This window comes from Paenibacillus sp. JT22N7 (assembly GCF_059383875.1).
Genome location: NZ_JBXENY010000007.1, coordinates 196,610 through 212,155, shown reverse-complemented (window position 1 = coordinate 212,155; position 15,546 = coordinate 196,610). Strand labels below are relative to the sequence as shown.

Sequence of the window (15,546 nt, the reverse complement as noted above, 5' to 3'; positions counted from 1 at the left end):
CTATTGCCGTCCTTTTTTATGCCAATGCTTACTCAACGGTCGAATATTTACATTGATACAGCTGAACCTCGGAGAGCGTTGACGTATGAAGCTTCAATTTCTCCAGCTTTAAATGATCGGCATAGCGGGCGATTACCCCGTTAACCGCTGTTGCCTCGAGCCCATCAACCGTTAAGCCGCTTAGCGGCAGCTCGGGAAGCCCGTTTATGAGCAAAGTTGTCGCAGCTCCGTGGCAGGTCAGCTCGCGCAGTGTAATATTGCGGAAGACGGGCGTTTCCTCTGTCACCTCAAAAAGCTGCTCATCGCAGCCCTCCGAGCCTTCCACCCCGGCATAAAAGAAATGAAACGAAATGGCCTCGCGCACAATATCCGCCATTTGAATTCTTTCCATGACAATATCTTCAACTACGCCGCCGCGGCCGCGAACGCTTTTGAAGCGCAAGCCAATATCCGTGCTGATGAACTGGCAGTCAGAGGCATATACGGCTTTGACGCCGCCGGACATTTCGCTTCCGATTACGATGCCGCCATGGCCATGGTAGACGGTGCAATGCCGGATCGTTACGAATTCGCAGGGTAGTGCCCGTTTTCTGGCCTCCTCGCCCTTGCCTGACTTCAAGCATATAGCGTCATCGCCAACGTCGAAGGTGCAATGCTCGATGAGCGAGTGGCGGCAGGATTCCAGATCAAGGCCATCTCCATTTTGGGAATGCCAAGGATTGCGAACGTTCAGCCGCCGGATTGTTACCTGCTCACAGTTATACAGGTGCAAGCACCAAGCGGGGGAATTTTGAAATGTTGGCCCATCAAGCCTTACCCTGGAGCAGCCGCGCAGACTAAGCAAGGTAGGACGGAGATAGGCTCTTGCAGGCAAATACGCCTCGCAAGTCGTCACGCCACGCTGGTGCAGCCCATGAGCAAGTGCTTCTCCTTCCATCGCCTCAAGCGACGGCCACCACATATCGCCTTCCTCATTAACGGCCCCGCCGGATTGAAGCAGCCCATTCCATTGGTCATTCGTCAGCTTAAAGCGTTTGACCGGACGCCAGCCCTGTCCGCCCCCATCGAAAATGCCCTCACCCGTAATCGCGATGTCTTCCAGATTCTCGCCATCGAGCGGCGCTTGGCAGCGAACAGCCGATTCTCCCTCAAAATGCGAGGCCACCAGCGGATACAGTTCGGCCTTTGGCTCAAACATAACCAGTGCGCCTTGCTGCGCATGAAGCTCGAGCCGGCTATGCAGACGCAGCGGCCCGGTCCGCCATAGGCCCGGTGGAATGATCACTCGGCCGCCTCCCGCTGCGGAGCAGGCGTCGATCGCCTGCTGGAACGATGCGGTACACAGCGTCAGGCTGCCCGGCGCAGCTCCAAATTCCGTTACGAGGAAGCTTTTGTCTGGGATAGTCGGCAATGCCGGAAGCGGATATCGCATCTTTTCCGTAGTATCCATTCGTCAAGCCTCCCGCCTAATCTGCAATCGGTTCGTAGCTGAACCAATCGAAATCCGCAAAATGTGTGCGATCTGCATGGGTGCAGGCAGCATACATCCCCATATAGGCGCCCGTAAAACCTCCGGCCTTATCGGTGCTGAGTAGGGTACCATCTGCTGCTTCGCCAAGCGGCTGCCAATTTGGCGACCCGGCTTCTCGCCAGCAGAAGCTGTAGCTTTGGCCATGCGCCTCGGCCTTCAATTCTAGATGGCTTCCACTGTAAGGAATGGCGGCGAGCACGGTTTCTTCCCCTTGCCTCCGCTCGGTAAGGCGGATTTCTGAGCTTCCATCATAGCTGCCATATTCTGCGCGGAACTGGAAGTCGGCATTTTGCAGCAGGACGATGCCGGCGACATCGCCAGCTTGCTCTGGTGCAAAGTTCATGGTGGTCTGAGCACGGAAATTCATATGCTGCTGTCTGCGTCCGACGAAGGAAGGGTTGCTGTCAGCAGCGATGGAGTCCGGCTTCAGCTTAAGGCGCAATGAGCCCGGATTTTCTGTGAGACTCCAGAAATCGCCGCGCGGGGTGCGAATAAAGTTCCAGATCGGCGAGAGCTCCGGCTGGTCGAAGTCATCACGCGCCGGCAGCTGCGGCCATAGCGTCTCCGGCAAGCTTGGAGCCAAAGCTTCCAGCTCCAAAATTCCTTTGCCTGGATTGACGACCGGCCATTCCCGCTCCCAAACAACGGGCACAAGGAACGTTTCACGCCCCAAATTGCGATAATAGCCGCCATACGGCCTGGAAGCGAGACAAAGCATCCACCAGTCTCCATGCTGGGTTTCAATTAACTCGCCATGGCCGACATTGACAATCGGATAGCTGCGGCCCAGATGGCGATGAGTGAGAATCGGATTGCCCTTATACCCCTCATAGGGACCGGCTACCGATTCGCTGCGCGCAATCGTAATCGCATGGGTATGGCCGGTTCCTCCCTCAGCGATCAGCAAATAGTACCAGCTGCCGATTTTGTACAAGTGAGGGCCTTCTTGGGCGTGGGCCACCTTCAGTGCGCCTTGCCAGATGCTCGTCTTCGGTCCGACCAGCTTACCGCTTTCCAAATCCAGCTCTTGCAGCCAAATGTCCATATGCTTCGGATAAAGCTGCCCTTCTGGGGGGAAGCGGTTCCCGGTATAATACACCTTGCCGTCTTCATCAAAAAACAAGGAAGGGTCTATGCCCGGCGCATCCTCCAGCCATACGGGGTCCGACCAGCTTCCGGCGGGATCGGTTGCGGTGACATAGAAGTTATGGCATTCTTTGTCGTTGTCTACAAAGGTCGTAATCATATAATAGGTCCCGTTATGATAGCGCAGCGTTGGCGCCCAAATGCCCCTTGATGGAGCAATTGCATCCAAATTGAGCTGGGAAGGACGATCAAGCACATGTCCAATTTGCCGCCAATTGACGAGATCCTTGCTGTGAAAAATCGGAACTCCGGGGAAAAACTCAAAGCTTGATGTAACCAAATAATAGTCTTCTCCGACGCGTATCGCTGACGGATCGGGATAAAAGCCGGGTAGAATAGGATTTTGGAATGTGCGCATGCTATTTGCCTCCTAGCAGTAAATAAAATGTAAGCCCATACAAGTATAGATCAAAAAAACATCATAATCTTGAAACATTCATGCTCAATTTTATATTTTTTATATATTTTTGTCATGGTTGTGCTAGTTTCAGCTGATAAGGCAGTTAACTTTCCTCGAAGAAATGTGTATAGTGGAAACTATAAAGGGGCGATAGCGATGGCAGGAGAGAAGCAACTGCAAGTCCGTTTTTTTATGAGCTTAGCGCTGATTTCGATTTGCTCGGTGCTCGTTCTGTCCACGGTACTGTTTTTCTGGTTCCGGGAAAAAACGATAGACAATGTCAATAAAACGAACGAGACCGTCCTCCTCAATACAGAGACGGTATTTATGAAATATATGGACATGGTGCAAAATTACACGATGGACTTTTACCATAATCCGAACATTTATACCGTTATGCAGAGCGGAGACAACAGTTGGAGCGAACAGCTCTATAGTGCGCTTAGCCAAATTCGCGGCACGCTGACGATCAACAATTTTATTGAAAACGCTTATATTTTGGGGCCGGGCGCTCCCGTCATGATGTTCGAGAACAATCCGCTTGGCAAGGCGGCAAAGCAGGAGCTGTTCGAACGGGTTCGGGACAGCGAAATTAGGCAATCCCCGTTTGTCTGGAATGCGACGCTGAATAATGGGCAAAGCGAAACGATGATGACCATTTTTTATAATGATCGAGCTTTCAGCAGCAGCGAATACAATGGTGCCATCGCGATGACGATCAACCTGAGGAAGCTGCAGGAAAACTTATTTAATACGAGCAATGAAGGAGATACGCGCTATGCGGTTCTAAATGCAGACCGAATTGTGCTCATGCAGAGCAACTCTTCGGAGGAAGCGTTCGATAGCAGGCTGCTGCAGCAAATTGTGTCTGTACAAAGCAAGGAGGGCACGCTTGTATGGAAAACAGACGGCGGGGACAAAAAACTGATTACGTATCATCAGTCGCAAAATGGAGGGCTGTGGTTTATTTCGGAAACCTCCTATAAAAACAGCGTCCGCGACATCGCAAGCGCCCGCAATCTAATGGTCGGGCTTTGCCTTGTGCTGATAGCTGCTGCTTCAGCTATTGCTGCCTTTGTGTCCTATCGCATGTATAAGCCAATCGGTACATTGTTTGGGACGATACGCAATTTATCCGACGATCGGCTTGCATTCCCGCAGGGTGGCGGTTTTGATGAAGCGAACCGGGAGCTTGAGAAAATTGGGCATCGGGTCAAGGCGCTCAAGCAGGAAAATGAAGACAGCGCGCTGCTGCGCTGGCTAACGTCGCCTTACCGGGCTGACGAGCATGTGCCTTCTGCGCTGCCGCCGATAAATCAGACAGGTGACAATGGGACATTTTGCGTGGCTGTGTTGCATATCGGTTTGTCCAGCGGAGATGGCAGCCTGACTGCGACAAGGTGGAGAGAACATATCCGCGGCTTGCCAGAGCTGACTGAGCAGCTATTTGCTGGGACGGGCACCTGCCGCGGCTTCTTCCCGCATCATGAAGCCGCCGTTCTCATTGTCAGCGAGACGGAGAACGGCAGCTTTGGAGATTATGTAACGTTCCGCGAACGATGGGAACAGCTATGCGGCTCCATAAGGCAGTGGGATGGGGCTGCATGCTCCATTGGCATAAGCCGTCTATCTGCCGATTCCTTGCAGCTGAAGCAAATGTACGACGAAGCCAGCAACAGCCTTCAATATATAAAGCTGCATGAGCATTTATCTCTCAGCTTTGCAGATGACATCATTCATTTGAACAGCAGCTCCGTTCCTGACAGCACGCTTGAATTTGTGCTTCAAGCGGTCAGAAGCCAGGAGCGCGAGCTGCTGCCAAAAGCGGTCGAGCGTTTGCTTGCAGTCGCATGCAGCTACAAAGTAGAGCAGGCGACGGTTGCGTTGTCCAGACTAGCTTCAGATCTTCAGAAAATAGCGGAAACCGGCCTTGCCGAAAGCATGCCGCGGCATACGGATTTCTTGGATCATTATCAGCGCATCTGGCGTATGCGAAGCTACACGGAGCTGCGAGCATGGCTGGAGCAGCTGTGTGTTGAGGCATATGGGAAGCTGAATGAAGTAAATACAGTACAAACCCGCAATTTGGCTAGTGAAGCCATCGCGTATATCCGCAGCCATTTCGGTGACCAGACGCTTTCCTTGAACGGTCTTGCAGAGAAGCTGACGATTAGTCCGCCTTACTTGAGCCGCCTGATTACAGAGGCGACGGGCAGCAGCTTTCCCGATTTTGTCAATCTGGTTAGATTGGAGCATGCTCGCAGCCTCCTCATTGCCGAGCTTGAACTCGACATCCGTGAAATTGCTGAAAAATCAGGCTATAACAGCAGCACCTATTTTACAACGCTGTTCAAAAAACGCTATGGCGTAACGCCATCCAAATGGCGCCTGAATTATATTTTGCAGAAGGGAAATTGAAAATTCGGGTGAAAATCAAGGGGCTGTCCCGACATTCACATCTGTTGTTCCTTTCTATTGCAACTATCGGTCGAGTTCGGAAGAGGAGTTGTTCAGCCAATGTGCGAGCTCAGCTGCAAAGGCCTCCGGCTGATCCTCCTGGACATATGTGCGCGAGTTTTGTATGAGTTTGAAGGTGGACTGTTTAAAAATAGCGTTGACCCGCAGCCCCAATTGCTGCGGAAACAGCTTGTCGTCGTCGGCTCCCCACAGGACAAGCACTGGTTGGCGAAATTGGCGAAGTTGCTCGGCAGCCTGCAGCGTGATGCGGGGAGACCAGCCCTTTACGACCTTCCTGAAGTCGGCCCGAATGCCGCGTTGCTTAATAAACGATGAAATATAGAGCGTGGACGCCTCATGCTTGGTCAGGCGATGAGAGAGGAGGCCGAGCACGAGAGGCGTTGTAAGCAAAGCTTTGCAACGGAATAATATGGCCATGAGCCACGTAAAGCCGGGAATGCGGACACCGGCTTTCAGTGAGGCAAACGCTTTGGGAGGGAAAACCTCAAATGCATCAGTGTTGCATAGGACAAGATGAGAAACACGTTCCGGATAAAGCGATGCAAAAACTTGCCCGTAAGCTCCCCCCGTGTCATTGCCGACAAGAACGATGTTGTCAAGCTTCAGGGCTTCGAAAAACTGTTCTAGAAGGAGCGCAACGCCGTGCGGCGAAAGATCCGCCTTGTGGGCAAACGGAATGGCATGGCCGCCAAGCGGAAGGTCGGGAACGATGCAGCGAAATTCGCTCGACAAGAGTGGAACAACTTTCCGCCATGTATGTCCGTTGCTCAAAGCTCCGTGCAAAAAAACGACTGTACTGCCGCAGCCCTCATCCCGGTAGCGAATGGTGCCTGCCTCAATGGATACTATTTTCAATCGCATCAGCCTCCCAATTTGGTTGTGCAGAAAGTATAACATACTCTCAGTATGTTATACATACCGAGAGTATGTTGCGGGCCAAAGCTTTTCCAAATAAGCGGTTCAGCGGTTATAATACAGTTATGAGCGAAAAACGACGAAAAAAACAAGATGCCGAATGGACGAAGGAAGCATTGCTGCAGCAGGCGCAATTGCAATTTGCCGAATACGGCTATGCGGGAACTTCAATTGATGAAGTTGTGAGGCGAGAACAACTGACGAAAGGAGCGGTCTACTACTATTTCAAGGATAAAAAAGATTTGTTTGCCCAGGTGGTGGATCGGCTTCTAAATCGTATGGTGCAGCAAATCGCAACGACCATTGCACAAAAGAACGACCCATGGGAAAAAGCATTGACCGCCATCGATACGTATTTGGAGGGATGCCTTGACAAGGAGTACCGGCAAATCGTATTAAGGGACGCTCCGGTTGTGCTCGGCTGGACGGAATGGCGGGAGAAGGAGCGGCAAAGCGTGGTTGGCTTGTCGACTTTGCTGCTGGAGCAATTAATGGAAGCGGGTCTTATGAAGAGGCAGCCCTTGGACATGCCCGCTTATATGCTGTTTGGCGCGGTAACGGAAGCGGGGATCGGCATTGCCGAATCGGACGATCCCGCGCGTGCCCGCGAGCAGGCCAAACAAGTAATTAAACGCATATTGCAAGCTTTTTAAAGCAGCTGCGAAGCGAGAGCAAAAGGATGAGGGCTGCACCGAACATTGGTTTGCAAAACCGCGCGGTTCGGTATTGAAGGCGGTGGGCATCCGCCTCACTGCTTTCCTGCAAAGCGAAAGTACAAAAAAAGATGGACGGAAAACATGATATTTTTCCGCCCATCTTTTTATTTTGGGGACTTATTGGACAACCTCCTTTTACTATATAAGCCTTGTGATCCTCGCTGCAAAGCCCCATTTCTAGGGCTTTTTTTTATTTTTTAAGGGATTTCACTTTTTTTAAGCCTGCCCATTTCGCACTGTTTAAGCGTTTTCATTTATTTGTGATTGCGCTTTCATTTTGAGCGGGGCTATAGTGGACCCACAGACCGAAACTAAAACCAGAGGGAGTGAAACATCATGTCAGACGAAGCTATTCAGCTTAGCAAAGCAGCAGGCGGAAGGCGACGGTTCAAGTCGCTGCGCAATGACAGCTCGCTGTTTCTGCTTGCGCTGCCTGGCGTTATTGTACTTGTACTATTCGCCTATCTGCCCATGAGCGGGCTCATACTCGTATTCAAAAACTACAATTTCAACGGCGGCATATTCGGCAGTCCTTGGGCAGGCTTCGCAAACTTTGAATTTTTCTTCTCAAGCATGGACAATGCGATCCGCGCCACGCGCAATACCGTCATGCTGAACGTATTGTACATGCTTACGGGTACGTTTTTCTCAGTAGCCATCGCGATCGTGCTGAATGAGCTGAGAGGCAAGCTTTTTATCAAAATTACGCAAAGCGTCATGTTTTTTCCTTATTTTATTTCCTGGATCGTCATTGGGGCGATATTGTTTTCCTTCCTCGACTTTGACAAGGGGGTTATGAACCGCCTGCTCGAGGCAGTAGGTATGCAGCCTGTTGACTGGTACTCCAATCCGTGGCTGTTCGTAGTTGTGCTCGTGCTTGCGAATATTTGGAAAAGCGCGGGCTATGGCGCCATCATTTATTATGCGGTGCTGCAAGGCATCGATCCTTCTTATTATGAGGCCGCGCGAATAGATGGCGCCTCGCGCATACAGCTGATTACGCGCATTACGCTGCCTCTGCTAATTCCGTCGATCATCCTGCTTACTTTGCTTGGAATCGGGGGGATGCTCAAGGGCGATCTCAGCATGATTATGGGCGTCACCTTCCTGAATCCGCTGCTGCTTCCGACTACCGACATTATCGACGTGTACGTATACCGTACAGCCATCCGCTCCGGCGAATTCGGCTTCGCTTCAGCTATTACGCTGTATCAGTCCGTCTTCGGGTTTCTGCTCGTGCTGATCGCAAACAAGCTGGCTGGATGGTACGACAAGGAAAGCAAACTATTTTAGGAGACATGTGATATGGCTAATCAAGAAAACAAAACGCTCATTATCTTTTTTTATGCCTGCATCAGCCTATTCGCCCTTATTTGCCTCATTCCGTTCGTAATGGCCGTCTCAGGCTCATTCTCGACAGAGTCGAGGCTCGCAGCGGAAGGTTATTCCTTCCTGCCTCGGGGCTTCAGCCTAGACACGTATGCCTTTATGTTTGGCTCGAAGGCGGAGCAAATTTTGCAAGCGTATTTGACGTCCGCAGTCGTTACGGTGCTCGGCACAGCGTCCGCCGTGCTCGTTACGACAGCCTACGCCTACGTTATATCGGTGAAGGGCTTCCGCTACCGCAACTTTTTCGCCTTTATGGCTTATTTTACGATGCTGTTCAGTGGCGGCACGCTGCCTTGGTATATTTTAGCTACGAAATATTATCATCTGGACAATACGCTTGCTGGTTTGTTCATTCCTTACTTGCTCAACGTGTTTCTTATGTATTTGCAGGCCAATTATTTCAAAAGCATTCCGCATGAAATTATCGAATCCGCTCAAATCGACGGTGCGGGCCATATTCATATCTTTTTCCGTATTATGCTGCCGCTTGGACAGGTTGGTCTTGTGACGATCTCCCTATTTTATGCGCTGCAGTTCTGGAATGATTTCTACTTGCCGCTGCTGCTTGTTTCGGAGGAGAGGCTGTATACGATTCAATACATGATGTACAACATGATGGCTAACATTCAATATTTGGCTTCTGGAAACAGCGCGCAAATTGGCGGCGCTATCGTTGCCCCTCCTCTGGAGACGGCCAAGATGGCGATGACCTGTCTGACCGTGCTGCCGATCGCGATTTTGTATCCGTTCCTCCAGCGTTATTTCGTAAGGGGAATTATCGTCGGTTCCGTCAAGGGCTGATACGGCTTTTTGCGGTTGTACATGGTATGATGGACGAATTCCTTTATATTAGATCAGCGTCCATGTTGCCATTGAACAATATACAAACATAAAAACAATACAGGAGGGTTCACACATGGTAAAGAAACGCGTATGGTCAGCTCTGCTCTTGGCAGCGCTGCTGCTTGTCACTGCCTGCGGCACGGGAAGCAATAACGGGAATGAATCTGCATCGCCTGCTAATGGCACAAATAATGAAAGCGCTGGCAGCGGGCTTAAGCCGGCCAAGCTCAAAATCGTCCTTTACGGCGACGAGTCGAACCGCATGAAGGAGCTTTCCAAAGCAGAATTTAAGGATCTGATCAAAAAAGAAATCAACGCCGACATTGAATTTCAGTTTCTGCCCTGGACAGAATACGGCGGCGGGAAAACCGATTTGATGCTGTCAACCGGCGAGGATTTTGCAACCTATACGGATACGAATTATATGGTCAAGTCCGTAGCAAAAGGACTTTATACCGATCTGACGCCATTTATGGAAAAAGCGGCTGGCGATCTGAAGAAATCGATTGATGACAATTCCTTTACGGCCTTCCAGCTTGACGGCAAGCAGTATGCGGTTCCGGTAGGCAATAAGCCAAACTCGGGGGAGTTCTACAGCGTGCTGGCGCGCCAGGATTTGCTGGAGGAGGTTGGAATGACCAGCCTTTCATCGTTGGCGGAGCTGGAGCAATTTTATGACAAAGTCCATGCGAAGCATCCTGAGCTGATTGGCTTTGCAAGCACGGACGCCCGCAGATTGCTGATGTACGAATATACGGACAAAAATTTGTTCTGGCAAAATGATATGCTCGCTATTGATGAATCAGCCAAGGATGACAAAGTGATCAGCTGGTTTGAAAGCGAGGAGTTCAAAGCATATGCCGCGATAATGAAGGGCTGGTACCAGAAGGGCATTATTCCTAAATATGCTGCGACTAACCTGCCTCAATTGCAATCCGATTGGAACTCCGGCAAGGCGATGTTCTGGGCTGGAACGGCAGCGCGTCCGTTTGAAGGCGCGGCTTCGATAACGCAGGCTGTTCCGACAGCGAAGCTTGCCAACTATTTTTTGAGCAAGGATCAGCCAAAGATTAGCCGTGGCACGTATAGCACCGCATGGTTTGTATCGGCTAATGCTGCTGATCCCGAGCGTTATGTGATGTTCTTCAATTTGCTTCAGAAAAATCAGGAGCTGTACGATTTGTTCGCGTATGGCATCAAGGATAAGGACTACACGCTTGATGAGAACGGCAGACTGACACGTACCACTACCGATTCGCTTATACCGGATTGGCTGCTGATGAATAAAAACTTTATGCGTTTCGACAATACGGTTCCAGAAGACTTTATTGCCCAGTATAAAGCATGGGACGATGATGCGATTATTTCGAAGGGTGCAGGCTTCAACTTCGATAATACGCCAGTCAAAAACGAGGAAACCAAAATCAATGGCGTATTCTCGGAGCTGTTGTCGCCAATAGCCAGCGGCTTCCTGGACTACGATACGTATTTCCCGAAAGCATTGGATAAGCTAAAGGCCGCAGGCTTTGACAAATACAAGGAGGAATACCAGAAGCAATTTTCCGCATGGTACGCTGCCAAGCCGTAAGGCAGTCTGTCTTATGGAAGCAGTCGCATAGTGCACGAGTTAGGAAAGAGAAAGGCGGTACAGCTGCTTACACGAGCGCTGTACCGCCTTTTTTATGTGCAGCCTGCTTTACGGACTTGCCAGCTGCCCTGACTCCAAGCGCCGCCGATTCATGAATACCAAGGAAATTGCAATTACCGTAAGGATAATGCCAAGCACTCGAAATCCCCCGGCGTTGAACGCACCTCCCATTACGATGCTTATCAGTAAGGATGAGAGAATGGTCCCCAAATATCTTGATGTATTAAACAACCCGGAAGCTACACCAATGATTTCTTTTGGAGAGCTTTGGAACAAAGCGGCTTGCATGCCGACATTATTCAACCCGTTGCTAACACCGAATGCGGCTAAAGCGAAACATACACTAATAACTGGTGAAGAAGCATCCAAGGTCACGATCCAAATGGACCCCAGTGCCATCAGTATTGCAGATACTAGCAAGGCGGGGCGAGGACCTGATTTATCGATCCATCGTCCTGCTATTGGAGAAACGACGAGCGAGCATAAACCCAAGCTTAGCATGAGGATGCCTGTATGGAATTCATTGATATGACGTACCATTTGCAAGTAGGATGGAAGCCCGAAAAAGATCGAGTAAAAAAGCAGGTTAACGAGCAAAAATTGGACGTTGACCCAAGTCATCGCAGGATATTTGGCGAATGCGCGCAAAGGAATAAAAGGGGATGCTGCCTTTAGCTCGTGTCGTACGAAAGCGACCAGCAGCGCAAGTCCTGCAAGCAAGGCAATGACATTCCAAGCGGAGACGTGCCCTACTGATTTTGCTGACAGCAAGCCAACGAGCAGCGCAACCAGACCTGCTGTGAAGAGCACTATCCCTGGCGCATCCATCAAAGCAAACCATTTACGGAAGGACATGTCCCGAGTAACGGTTGTTGGCGGCTGGTCATTTGGAATCGTCCTCCAAGCTAATAGAAAGCTTGCTACTACGAACGGAATATTGACGAAGAAAATCGCATGCCAATCCCACCAGTGAATCAAAACTCCGCCAATAAAGGGGCCGATTGCCGCCGCTCCTGAAAGGAATATGGACATAACGGACAGCGCAGTCGCTTGTTTCTCCGTAATATGAATCCGTACAATGGCCATGCCAACCGCAACCATCATGCTTGTTCCGATTGCTTGTACAATGCGAAACACGATGAGCAGCCCAAAGCTTTGCGATAGTGGAGCTAATAAAGAAGCAACGAAGGCTACAACAAGCCCCGTAAGAAATATTTTCTTGCGACCGAATAAATCGCTGGCTTTTCCCATCACAGGCTGAGCGACAGCACTCGCAATGTAGAATACAAAAATAATCCATGAAACATCTGTAAATGCAAGGCGGTACACATCCTGCAGCCTTGCAATAGCAACAGCAATCATTGAGGAATTTAATGGGTTCAAAAGCACACCCAGTCCAACGGAAATCAATAACCATCTGTTGCGAACATTCATTTTTGGTCACCCCCAACGTGTATTATTCTCATCGTACTTGAAATCGCTTATTCATTCCAACGCATTTTATGTTATGATTTCATTCACTTGAAGGAATGAGTGAATGAATGGAGGGCGGAAATGGAACTTCTTCAATTGCAATATTTTATCACAGTGGCTCGATTGGAACATATGACCGAAGCAGCCCAAAGCTTGCACGTTACGCAATCGTCATTAAGCAAAACGATTCAACGCTTAGAGGAAAATCTAGGGGTCCCTTTATTCGATCGAGTTGGAAGGAAGCTGCGGCTCAATGAGTACGGAAACCGCTTCCTTCAGCGTGCAGAAAGGGCTTTATTTGAATTGGAACAAGGGAGGCAGGAGCTTAGCGATTTATCCAGCCCGGAGCATGGCGCCTTGAAATTGGCGGTGACCGCCGCAAGTACGCTGCCCCATATCCTTCGCGAGTTCCGAAAAAAGCGGCCCAATCTCCAATTCCATGTGCAAATGCTGACTACGCAGGAAATGGTAACGCTTCTGCATAGAGGAGAGGTCGATTTTTGCTTGTCGTCCCCTCCTATAAATGGAGATGACATTGAATGTGAAATCGTGTTCATGGATCCCATCCTCGTAGCGGTTCCAGTGGGGCATCGGCTGGCAGACCGAAGCAGCATATCCTTAACAGAGCTAAGAAATGAATCGTTCGTCGGTGTGAAAAAAGGCTATGGGACCCGCGATTTGGTGGACTCTGTTTGCCAATCGGTTGGATTTGCCCCTCACTATGTGTATGAGGGCAATGAACCTGCAAGGCTAAGCGCACTGGTGGAAGCCGAGATTGGCATCGCCTTCATACCAAGCACGGCAAGGAATTCACGGGAAGCTATCAACTATGTCCAAGTAGAAAAATACGAATTGGTTCGGGAGATCGCTTTATTGCGGCACAGGACTCGGTACCTTTCCCGGGCTGCACTGGAATTCCGCGAGGTTGTTATCGAGTACTTTCGGGGGCTGTCCGAACAGAGCATTTAATCAGATGATTGATCACGAATTCGCCGTTTTTAGAGGGGGATAACAAAATAAAAGCAGGCCTATTTATATTATAATAGTCTTATGGCCCAGTACGAACCGGGACTATTAGGTTGGAAGCAAGGTGATACGGAGAAAAAAGGTTGAGACAGTCAAATTTTTCTATGATATAATACTAAATACCTACAAATTGGAGCTGAAAATGACGATGAATAGGAATATAAGCCTCTATGAAGCACTTGGTGGAGATAGGTCTTTAAGGCTTATTGTAGAGTCGTTCTACCCAAAGGTACAGGCACATCCATTACTCGGTCCATTGTTTCCGGAAGATATTAATCCGGTGATGGAGAAGCAGCATATGTTTCTCACCCAGTTTTTTGGAGGGCCGACGTTATTCTCCGATGCTTTCGGGCATCCGATGATGCGTGCACGGCATATGCCATTCGAGATTACGCCTGCGCGTGCCGAAGCTTGGCTGGATTGCATGAACAGAGCGCTTCAGGAAGTAGGCATTGAAGACGAGCTGAGACAATTTGTTATCGAAAGACTATCAGGACCTGCCCATCATTTTGTAAACACACCAGAATAGGAGATGTGGTCTGTATGGAACCGCTATATGAAACGAAAGTACAATGCATTTGCTGTGAGACAAGTTTTATGACCTCGCGCGTGCGTCCTAGTTTTAAGAAAGCGGTGAAGTCAGACACAGACTTCTGCGGTTATTATAAAGCGGATATAAATCCCGATTATTATGTCGTTCGCGTATGCCCGACTTGCGGTTATGCAACGACAGAGAATGGCACAGAACGGCTGAGCGATAAGCAGAAGCTGAGCTATTATGAAAATGTCGGCTCGCGCTGGGTTGCTCGTGAGTTCAGCGGTGAGCGCTCGCTGCAGCAGGCTATGGCGACGTACAAGCTGGCGCTGTTGTCGGCTCAATCGGTGGGCGAATCCCCGCGTGTGATCGCTGGCATTTTGCATCACATTGCATGGTTGTACCGCTATGAGGGCAACCACGCCCAGGAGCAGCGTTTTCTGAGATTTGCGCTGCAAGCGTATGTGAAAGTTTTTGAAGGGGAAGGCGCGGAGCTCAATGGGGCCAAGCTGATGTATTTGATTGGCGAGCTGAATAGACGCATCGGCGAACGCGCAGAGGCTGTACGCTGGTTCTCGCGCATCGTCAATGACAAGCGCATTATGGATGCCGCGATGATACGGGCGAGCCGCGAGCAGTGGCAGCTCATTCGCGAGGAACAGGAAACGAGCAGAATGCTGGAGCAAGAGCCGCATGGCGAGCTGACATCTGCATAATACGCTTCAAGCAAGCTTGAAGCAGCCTGGAACGAATGAAGAAGCTTCCGCATTTCCGCTGTAAGCAGCGGGTGTGGAAGCTTCTTGTTTTTGCTATGCGGCAAGCGGCTAATAGTCCGAGGCTTCCATTAGTTGAACGGGAGCAGGATGCTTCGGATATGTGATAGGACCTGTCCGCGCTAACGAGTTAGCCGTCCAGCTTGCGCAAGCGCTCGGTTGCCAGCAAGTAGTCGCCATCTACATCGATAATCGTTACTCGGTTGTGGCAGCAGGGAAAGACCAGCAGCTTTTTTTTGCCTTGCTGGATGAGCGGGATTTCCTTGGGACGAATCGGGATTAGCACATTGCTGGCCTGGCAAAACGGGCAATCATGTACATAGATGTCATTCATCATAATGTCGTAGGGCCAGGTGTTCTCAAACGGAATCATACAGGCTTGTCTCCTGAAGCTTCATCTTCTGATGGGTTCGCAGCGGCTGTGTTAGCCTCGGCTTCGGCTTCGGCTTTGGCGAGCTCACCGAGCTTTTGCAGCAAAATATGTTTTGGCATATGCATTAAGTGCTCAATCGGGATGCCGAGCTGCTTGGACAGCTTGATTGCAGTATCCGCTGAAATTTGTAAAGGCTGGGACATGGTAGAAATCCTCCAATCTGTATATAATTAAGTTATACACCGCCTCCAAAGAATGCGCAAATGAAAAGCGAATCTTACGGGCGGTTTTTAATGAAAT

General features: G+C 50.0%; 14 protein-coding genes. 8 read left to right on the top strand and 6 right to left on the bottom strand.

Features of this window, described 5'->3' with window-relative positions; all coding sequences use genetic code 11:
* Nucleotides 1-28 precede the first annotated feature (28 nt).
* Together AC50Y5_RS19845 and AC50Y5_RS19840 are read right to left on the bottom strand one after the other, a co-directional pair.
* Nucleotides 29-1,450 (bottom strand): glycoside hydrolase family 28 protein, encoded by a 1,422-nt coding sequence (locus AC50Y5_RS19845; RefSeq protein WP_494863173.1) that lies wholly within the window; start codon nucleotides 1,448-1,450, stop codon nucleotides 29-31.
* Between the two features lie 16 nt (nucleotides 1,451-1,466).
* Entirely contained in the window at nucleotides 1,467-3,035 is a 1,569-nt protein-coding gene (locus AC50Y5_RS19840) for a glycoside hydrolase family 43 protein (RefSeq protein ID WP_494863171.1), read from the bottom strand.
* Between the two features lie 198 nt (nucleotides 3,036-3,233).
* On the opposite strand from AC50Y5_RS19840, the gene AC50Y5_RS19835 reads away from it, so the two are divergent.
* A complete protein-coding gene (locus tag AC50Y5_RS19835) occupies nucleotides 3,234-5,495 on the top strand; it encodes a helix-turn-helix domain-containing protein (RefSeq protein ID WP_494863169.1) in 2,262 nt (753 codons plus the stop codon).
* A 63-nt stretch (nucleotides 5,496-5,558) separates the two neighbouring features.
* Here the strand turns inward: AC50Y5_RS19835 and AC50Y5_RS19830 are convergent, their stop codons facing one another.
* Nucleotides 5,559-6,410, bottom strand: a complete 852-nt coding sequence (locus AC50Y5_RS19830; protein ID WP_494863167.1) for an alpha/beta fold hydrolase — start codon at nucleotides 6,408-6,410, stop codon at nucleotides 5,559-5,561.
* Nucleotides 6,411-6,535: 125 nt separating this feature from the next.
* Here AC50Y5_RS19830 and AC50Y5_RS19825 point away from each other — a divergent pair, with 125 nt between their 5' ends.
* From AC50Y5_RS19825 to AC50Y5_RS19810, 4 genes are all read left to right on the top strand, one after another.
* Complete coding sequence (locus tag AC50Y5_RS19825) at nucleotides 6,536-7,123, top strand: TetR/AcrR family transcriptional regulator (protein ID WP_494863165.1); 588 nt, start codon at nucleotides 6,536-6,538, stop codon at nucleotides 7,121-7,123.
* A gap of 399 nt (nucleotides 7,124-7,522) precedes the next feature.
* Nucleotides 7,523-8,479: an ABC transporter permease gene (locus AC50Y5_RS19820; RefSeq protein WP_056041257.1), complete on the top strand. Its 957-nt coding sequence runs from the start codon at nucleotides 7,523-7,525 to the stop codon at nucleotides 8,477-8,479.
* A 12-nt stretch (nucleotides 8,480-8,491) separates the two neighbouring features.
* Nucleotides 8,492-9,376, top strand: coding sequence for a carbohydrate ABC transporter permease (locus AC50Y5_RS19815; RefSeq protein ID WP_494863162.1), 885 nt, complete (start codon nucleotides 8,492-8,494; stop codon nucleotides 9,374-9,376).
* A gap of 115 nt (nucleotides 9,377-9,491) precedes the next feature.
* Nucleotides 9,492-11,006 (top strand): DUF3502 domain-containing protein, encoded by a 1,515-nt coding sequence (locus AC50Y5_RS19810; protein ID WP_494863160.1) that lies wholly within the window; start codon nucleotides 9,492-9,494, stop codon nucleotides 11,004-11,006.
* Nucleotides 11,007-11,114: 108 nt separating this feature from the next.
* Here AC50Y5_RS19810 and AC50Y5_RS19805 read toward each other — a convergent pair whose 3' ends face one another.
* Nucleotides 11,115-12,500, bottom strand: a complete 1,386-nt coding sequence (locus tag AC50Y5_RS19805) for an MFS transporter (protein WP_494863158.1) — start codon at nucleotides 12,498-12,500, stop codon at nucleotides 11,115-11,117.
* A gap of 120 nt (nucleotides 12,501-12,620) precedes the next feature.
* Between AC50Y5_RS19805 and AC50Y5_RS19800 the strand changes: the two genes are divergently transcribed.
* From AC50Y5_RS19800 to AC50Y5_RS19790, 3 genes are all read left to right on the top strand, one after another.
* Nucleotides 12,621-13,508: a LysR family transcriptional regulator gene (locus tag AC50Y5_RS19800; protein ID WP_056041264.1), complete on the top strand. Its 888-nt coding sequence runs from the start codon at nucleotides 12,621-12,623 to the stop codon at nucleotides 13,506-13,508.
* 205 nt (nucleotides 13,509-13,713) lie between these two features.
* Entirely contained in the window at nucleotides 13,714-14,094 is a 381-nt protein-coding gene (locus AC50Y5_RS19795) for a globin domain-containing protein (RefSeq protein ID WP_172455524.1), read from the top strand.
* 14 nt (nucleotides 14,095-14,108) lie between these two features.
* Nucleotides 14,109-14,816, top strand: a complete 708-nt coding sequence (locus tag AC50Y5_RS19790) for a DUF2225 domain-containing protein (protein WP_494863156.1) — start codon at nucleotides 14,109-14,111, stop codon at nucleotides 14,814-14,816.
* Between the two features lie 187 nt (nucleotides 14,817-15,003).
* Here the strand turns inward: AC50Y5_RS19790 and AC50Y5_RS19785 are convergent, their stop codons facing one another.
* On the bottom strand, nucleotides 15,004-15,246 hold the full coding sequence (locus AC50Y5_RS19785; protein WP_056041267.1) for a hypothetical protein: 243 nt from the start codon (nucleotides 15,244-15,246) through the stop codon (nucleotides 15,004-15,006).
* Nucleotides 15,243-15,449, bottom strand: a complete 207-nt coding sequence (locus tag AC50Y5_RS19780; RefSeq protein WP_494863152.1) for a YycC family protein — start codon at nucleotides 15,447-15,449, stop codon at nucleotides 15,243-15,245. The genes AC50Y5_RS19785 and AC50Y5_RS19780 overlap by 4 nt, the downstream gene beginning before the upstream one ends.
* Nucleotides 15,450-15,546 lie beyond the last annotated feature (97 nt).

What these genes read in the sequence shown, in the direction of transcription:
- AC50Y5_RS19820 (WP_056041257.1), top strand. Translation starts at nt 7,523, where the DNA reads ATGTCAGACGAAGCTATTCAGCTTAGCAAAGCAGCAGGCGGAAGGCGA.
- AC50Y5_RS19785 (WP_056041267.1), bottom strand. Translation starts at nt 15,246, where the DNA reads ATGATTCCGTTTGAGAACACCTGGCCCTACGACATTATGATGAATGAC.
- AC50Y5_RS19825 (WP_494863165.1), top strand. Translation starts at nt 6,536, where the DNA reads ATGAGCGAAAAACGACGAAAAAAACAAGATGCCGAATGGACGAAGGAA.
- AC50Y5_RS19810 (WP_494863160.1), top strand. Translation starts at nt 9,492, where the DNA reads ATGGTAAAGAAACGCGTATGGTCAGCTCTGCTCTTGGCAGCGCTGCTG.
- AC50Y5_RS19795 (WP_172455524.1), top strand. Translation starts at nt 13,714, where the DNA reads ATGAATAGGAATATAAGCCTCTATGAAGCACTTGGTGGAGATAGGTCT.
- AC50Y5_RS19790 (WP_494863156.1), top strand. Translation starts at nt 14,109, where the DNA reads ATGGAACCGCTATATGAAACGAAAGTACAATGCATTTGCTGTGAGACA.
- AC50Y5_RS19815 (WP_494863162.1), top strand. Translation starts at nt 8,492, where the DNA reads ATGGCTAATCAAGAAAACAAAACGCTCATTATCTTTTTTTATGCCTGC.
- AC50Y5_RS19835 (WP_494863169.1), top strand. Translation starts at nt 3,234, where the DNA reads ATGGCAGGAGAGAAGCAACTGCAAGTCCGTTTTTTTATGAGCTTAGCG.
- AC50Y5_RS19780 (WP_494863152.1), bottom strand. Translation starts at nt 15,449, where the DNA reads ATGTCCCAGCCTTTACAAATTTCAGCGGATACTGCAATCAAGCTGTCC.
- AC50Y5_RS19845 (WP_494863173.1), bottom strand. Translation starts at nt 1,450, where the DNA reads ATGGATACTACGGAAAAGATGCGATATCCGCTTCCGGCATTGCCGACT.
- AC50Y5_RS19800 (WP_056041264.1), top strand. Translation starts at nt 12,621, where the DNA reads ATGGAACTTCTTCAATTGCAATATTTTATCACAGTGGCTCGATTGGAA.
- AC50Y5_RS19805 (WP_494863158.1), bottom strand. Translation starts at nt 12,500, where the DNA reads ATGAATGTTCGCAACAGATGGTTATTGATTTCCGTTGGACTGGGTGTG.
- AC50Y5_RS19840 (WP_494863171.1), bottom strand. Translation starts at nt 3,035, where the DNA reads ATGCGCACATTCCAAAATCCTATTCTACCCGGCTTTTATCCCGATCCG.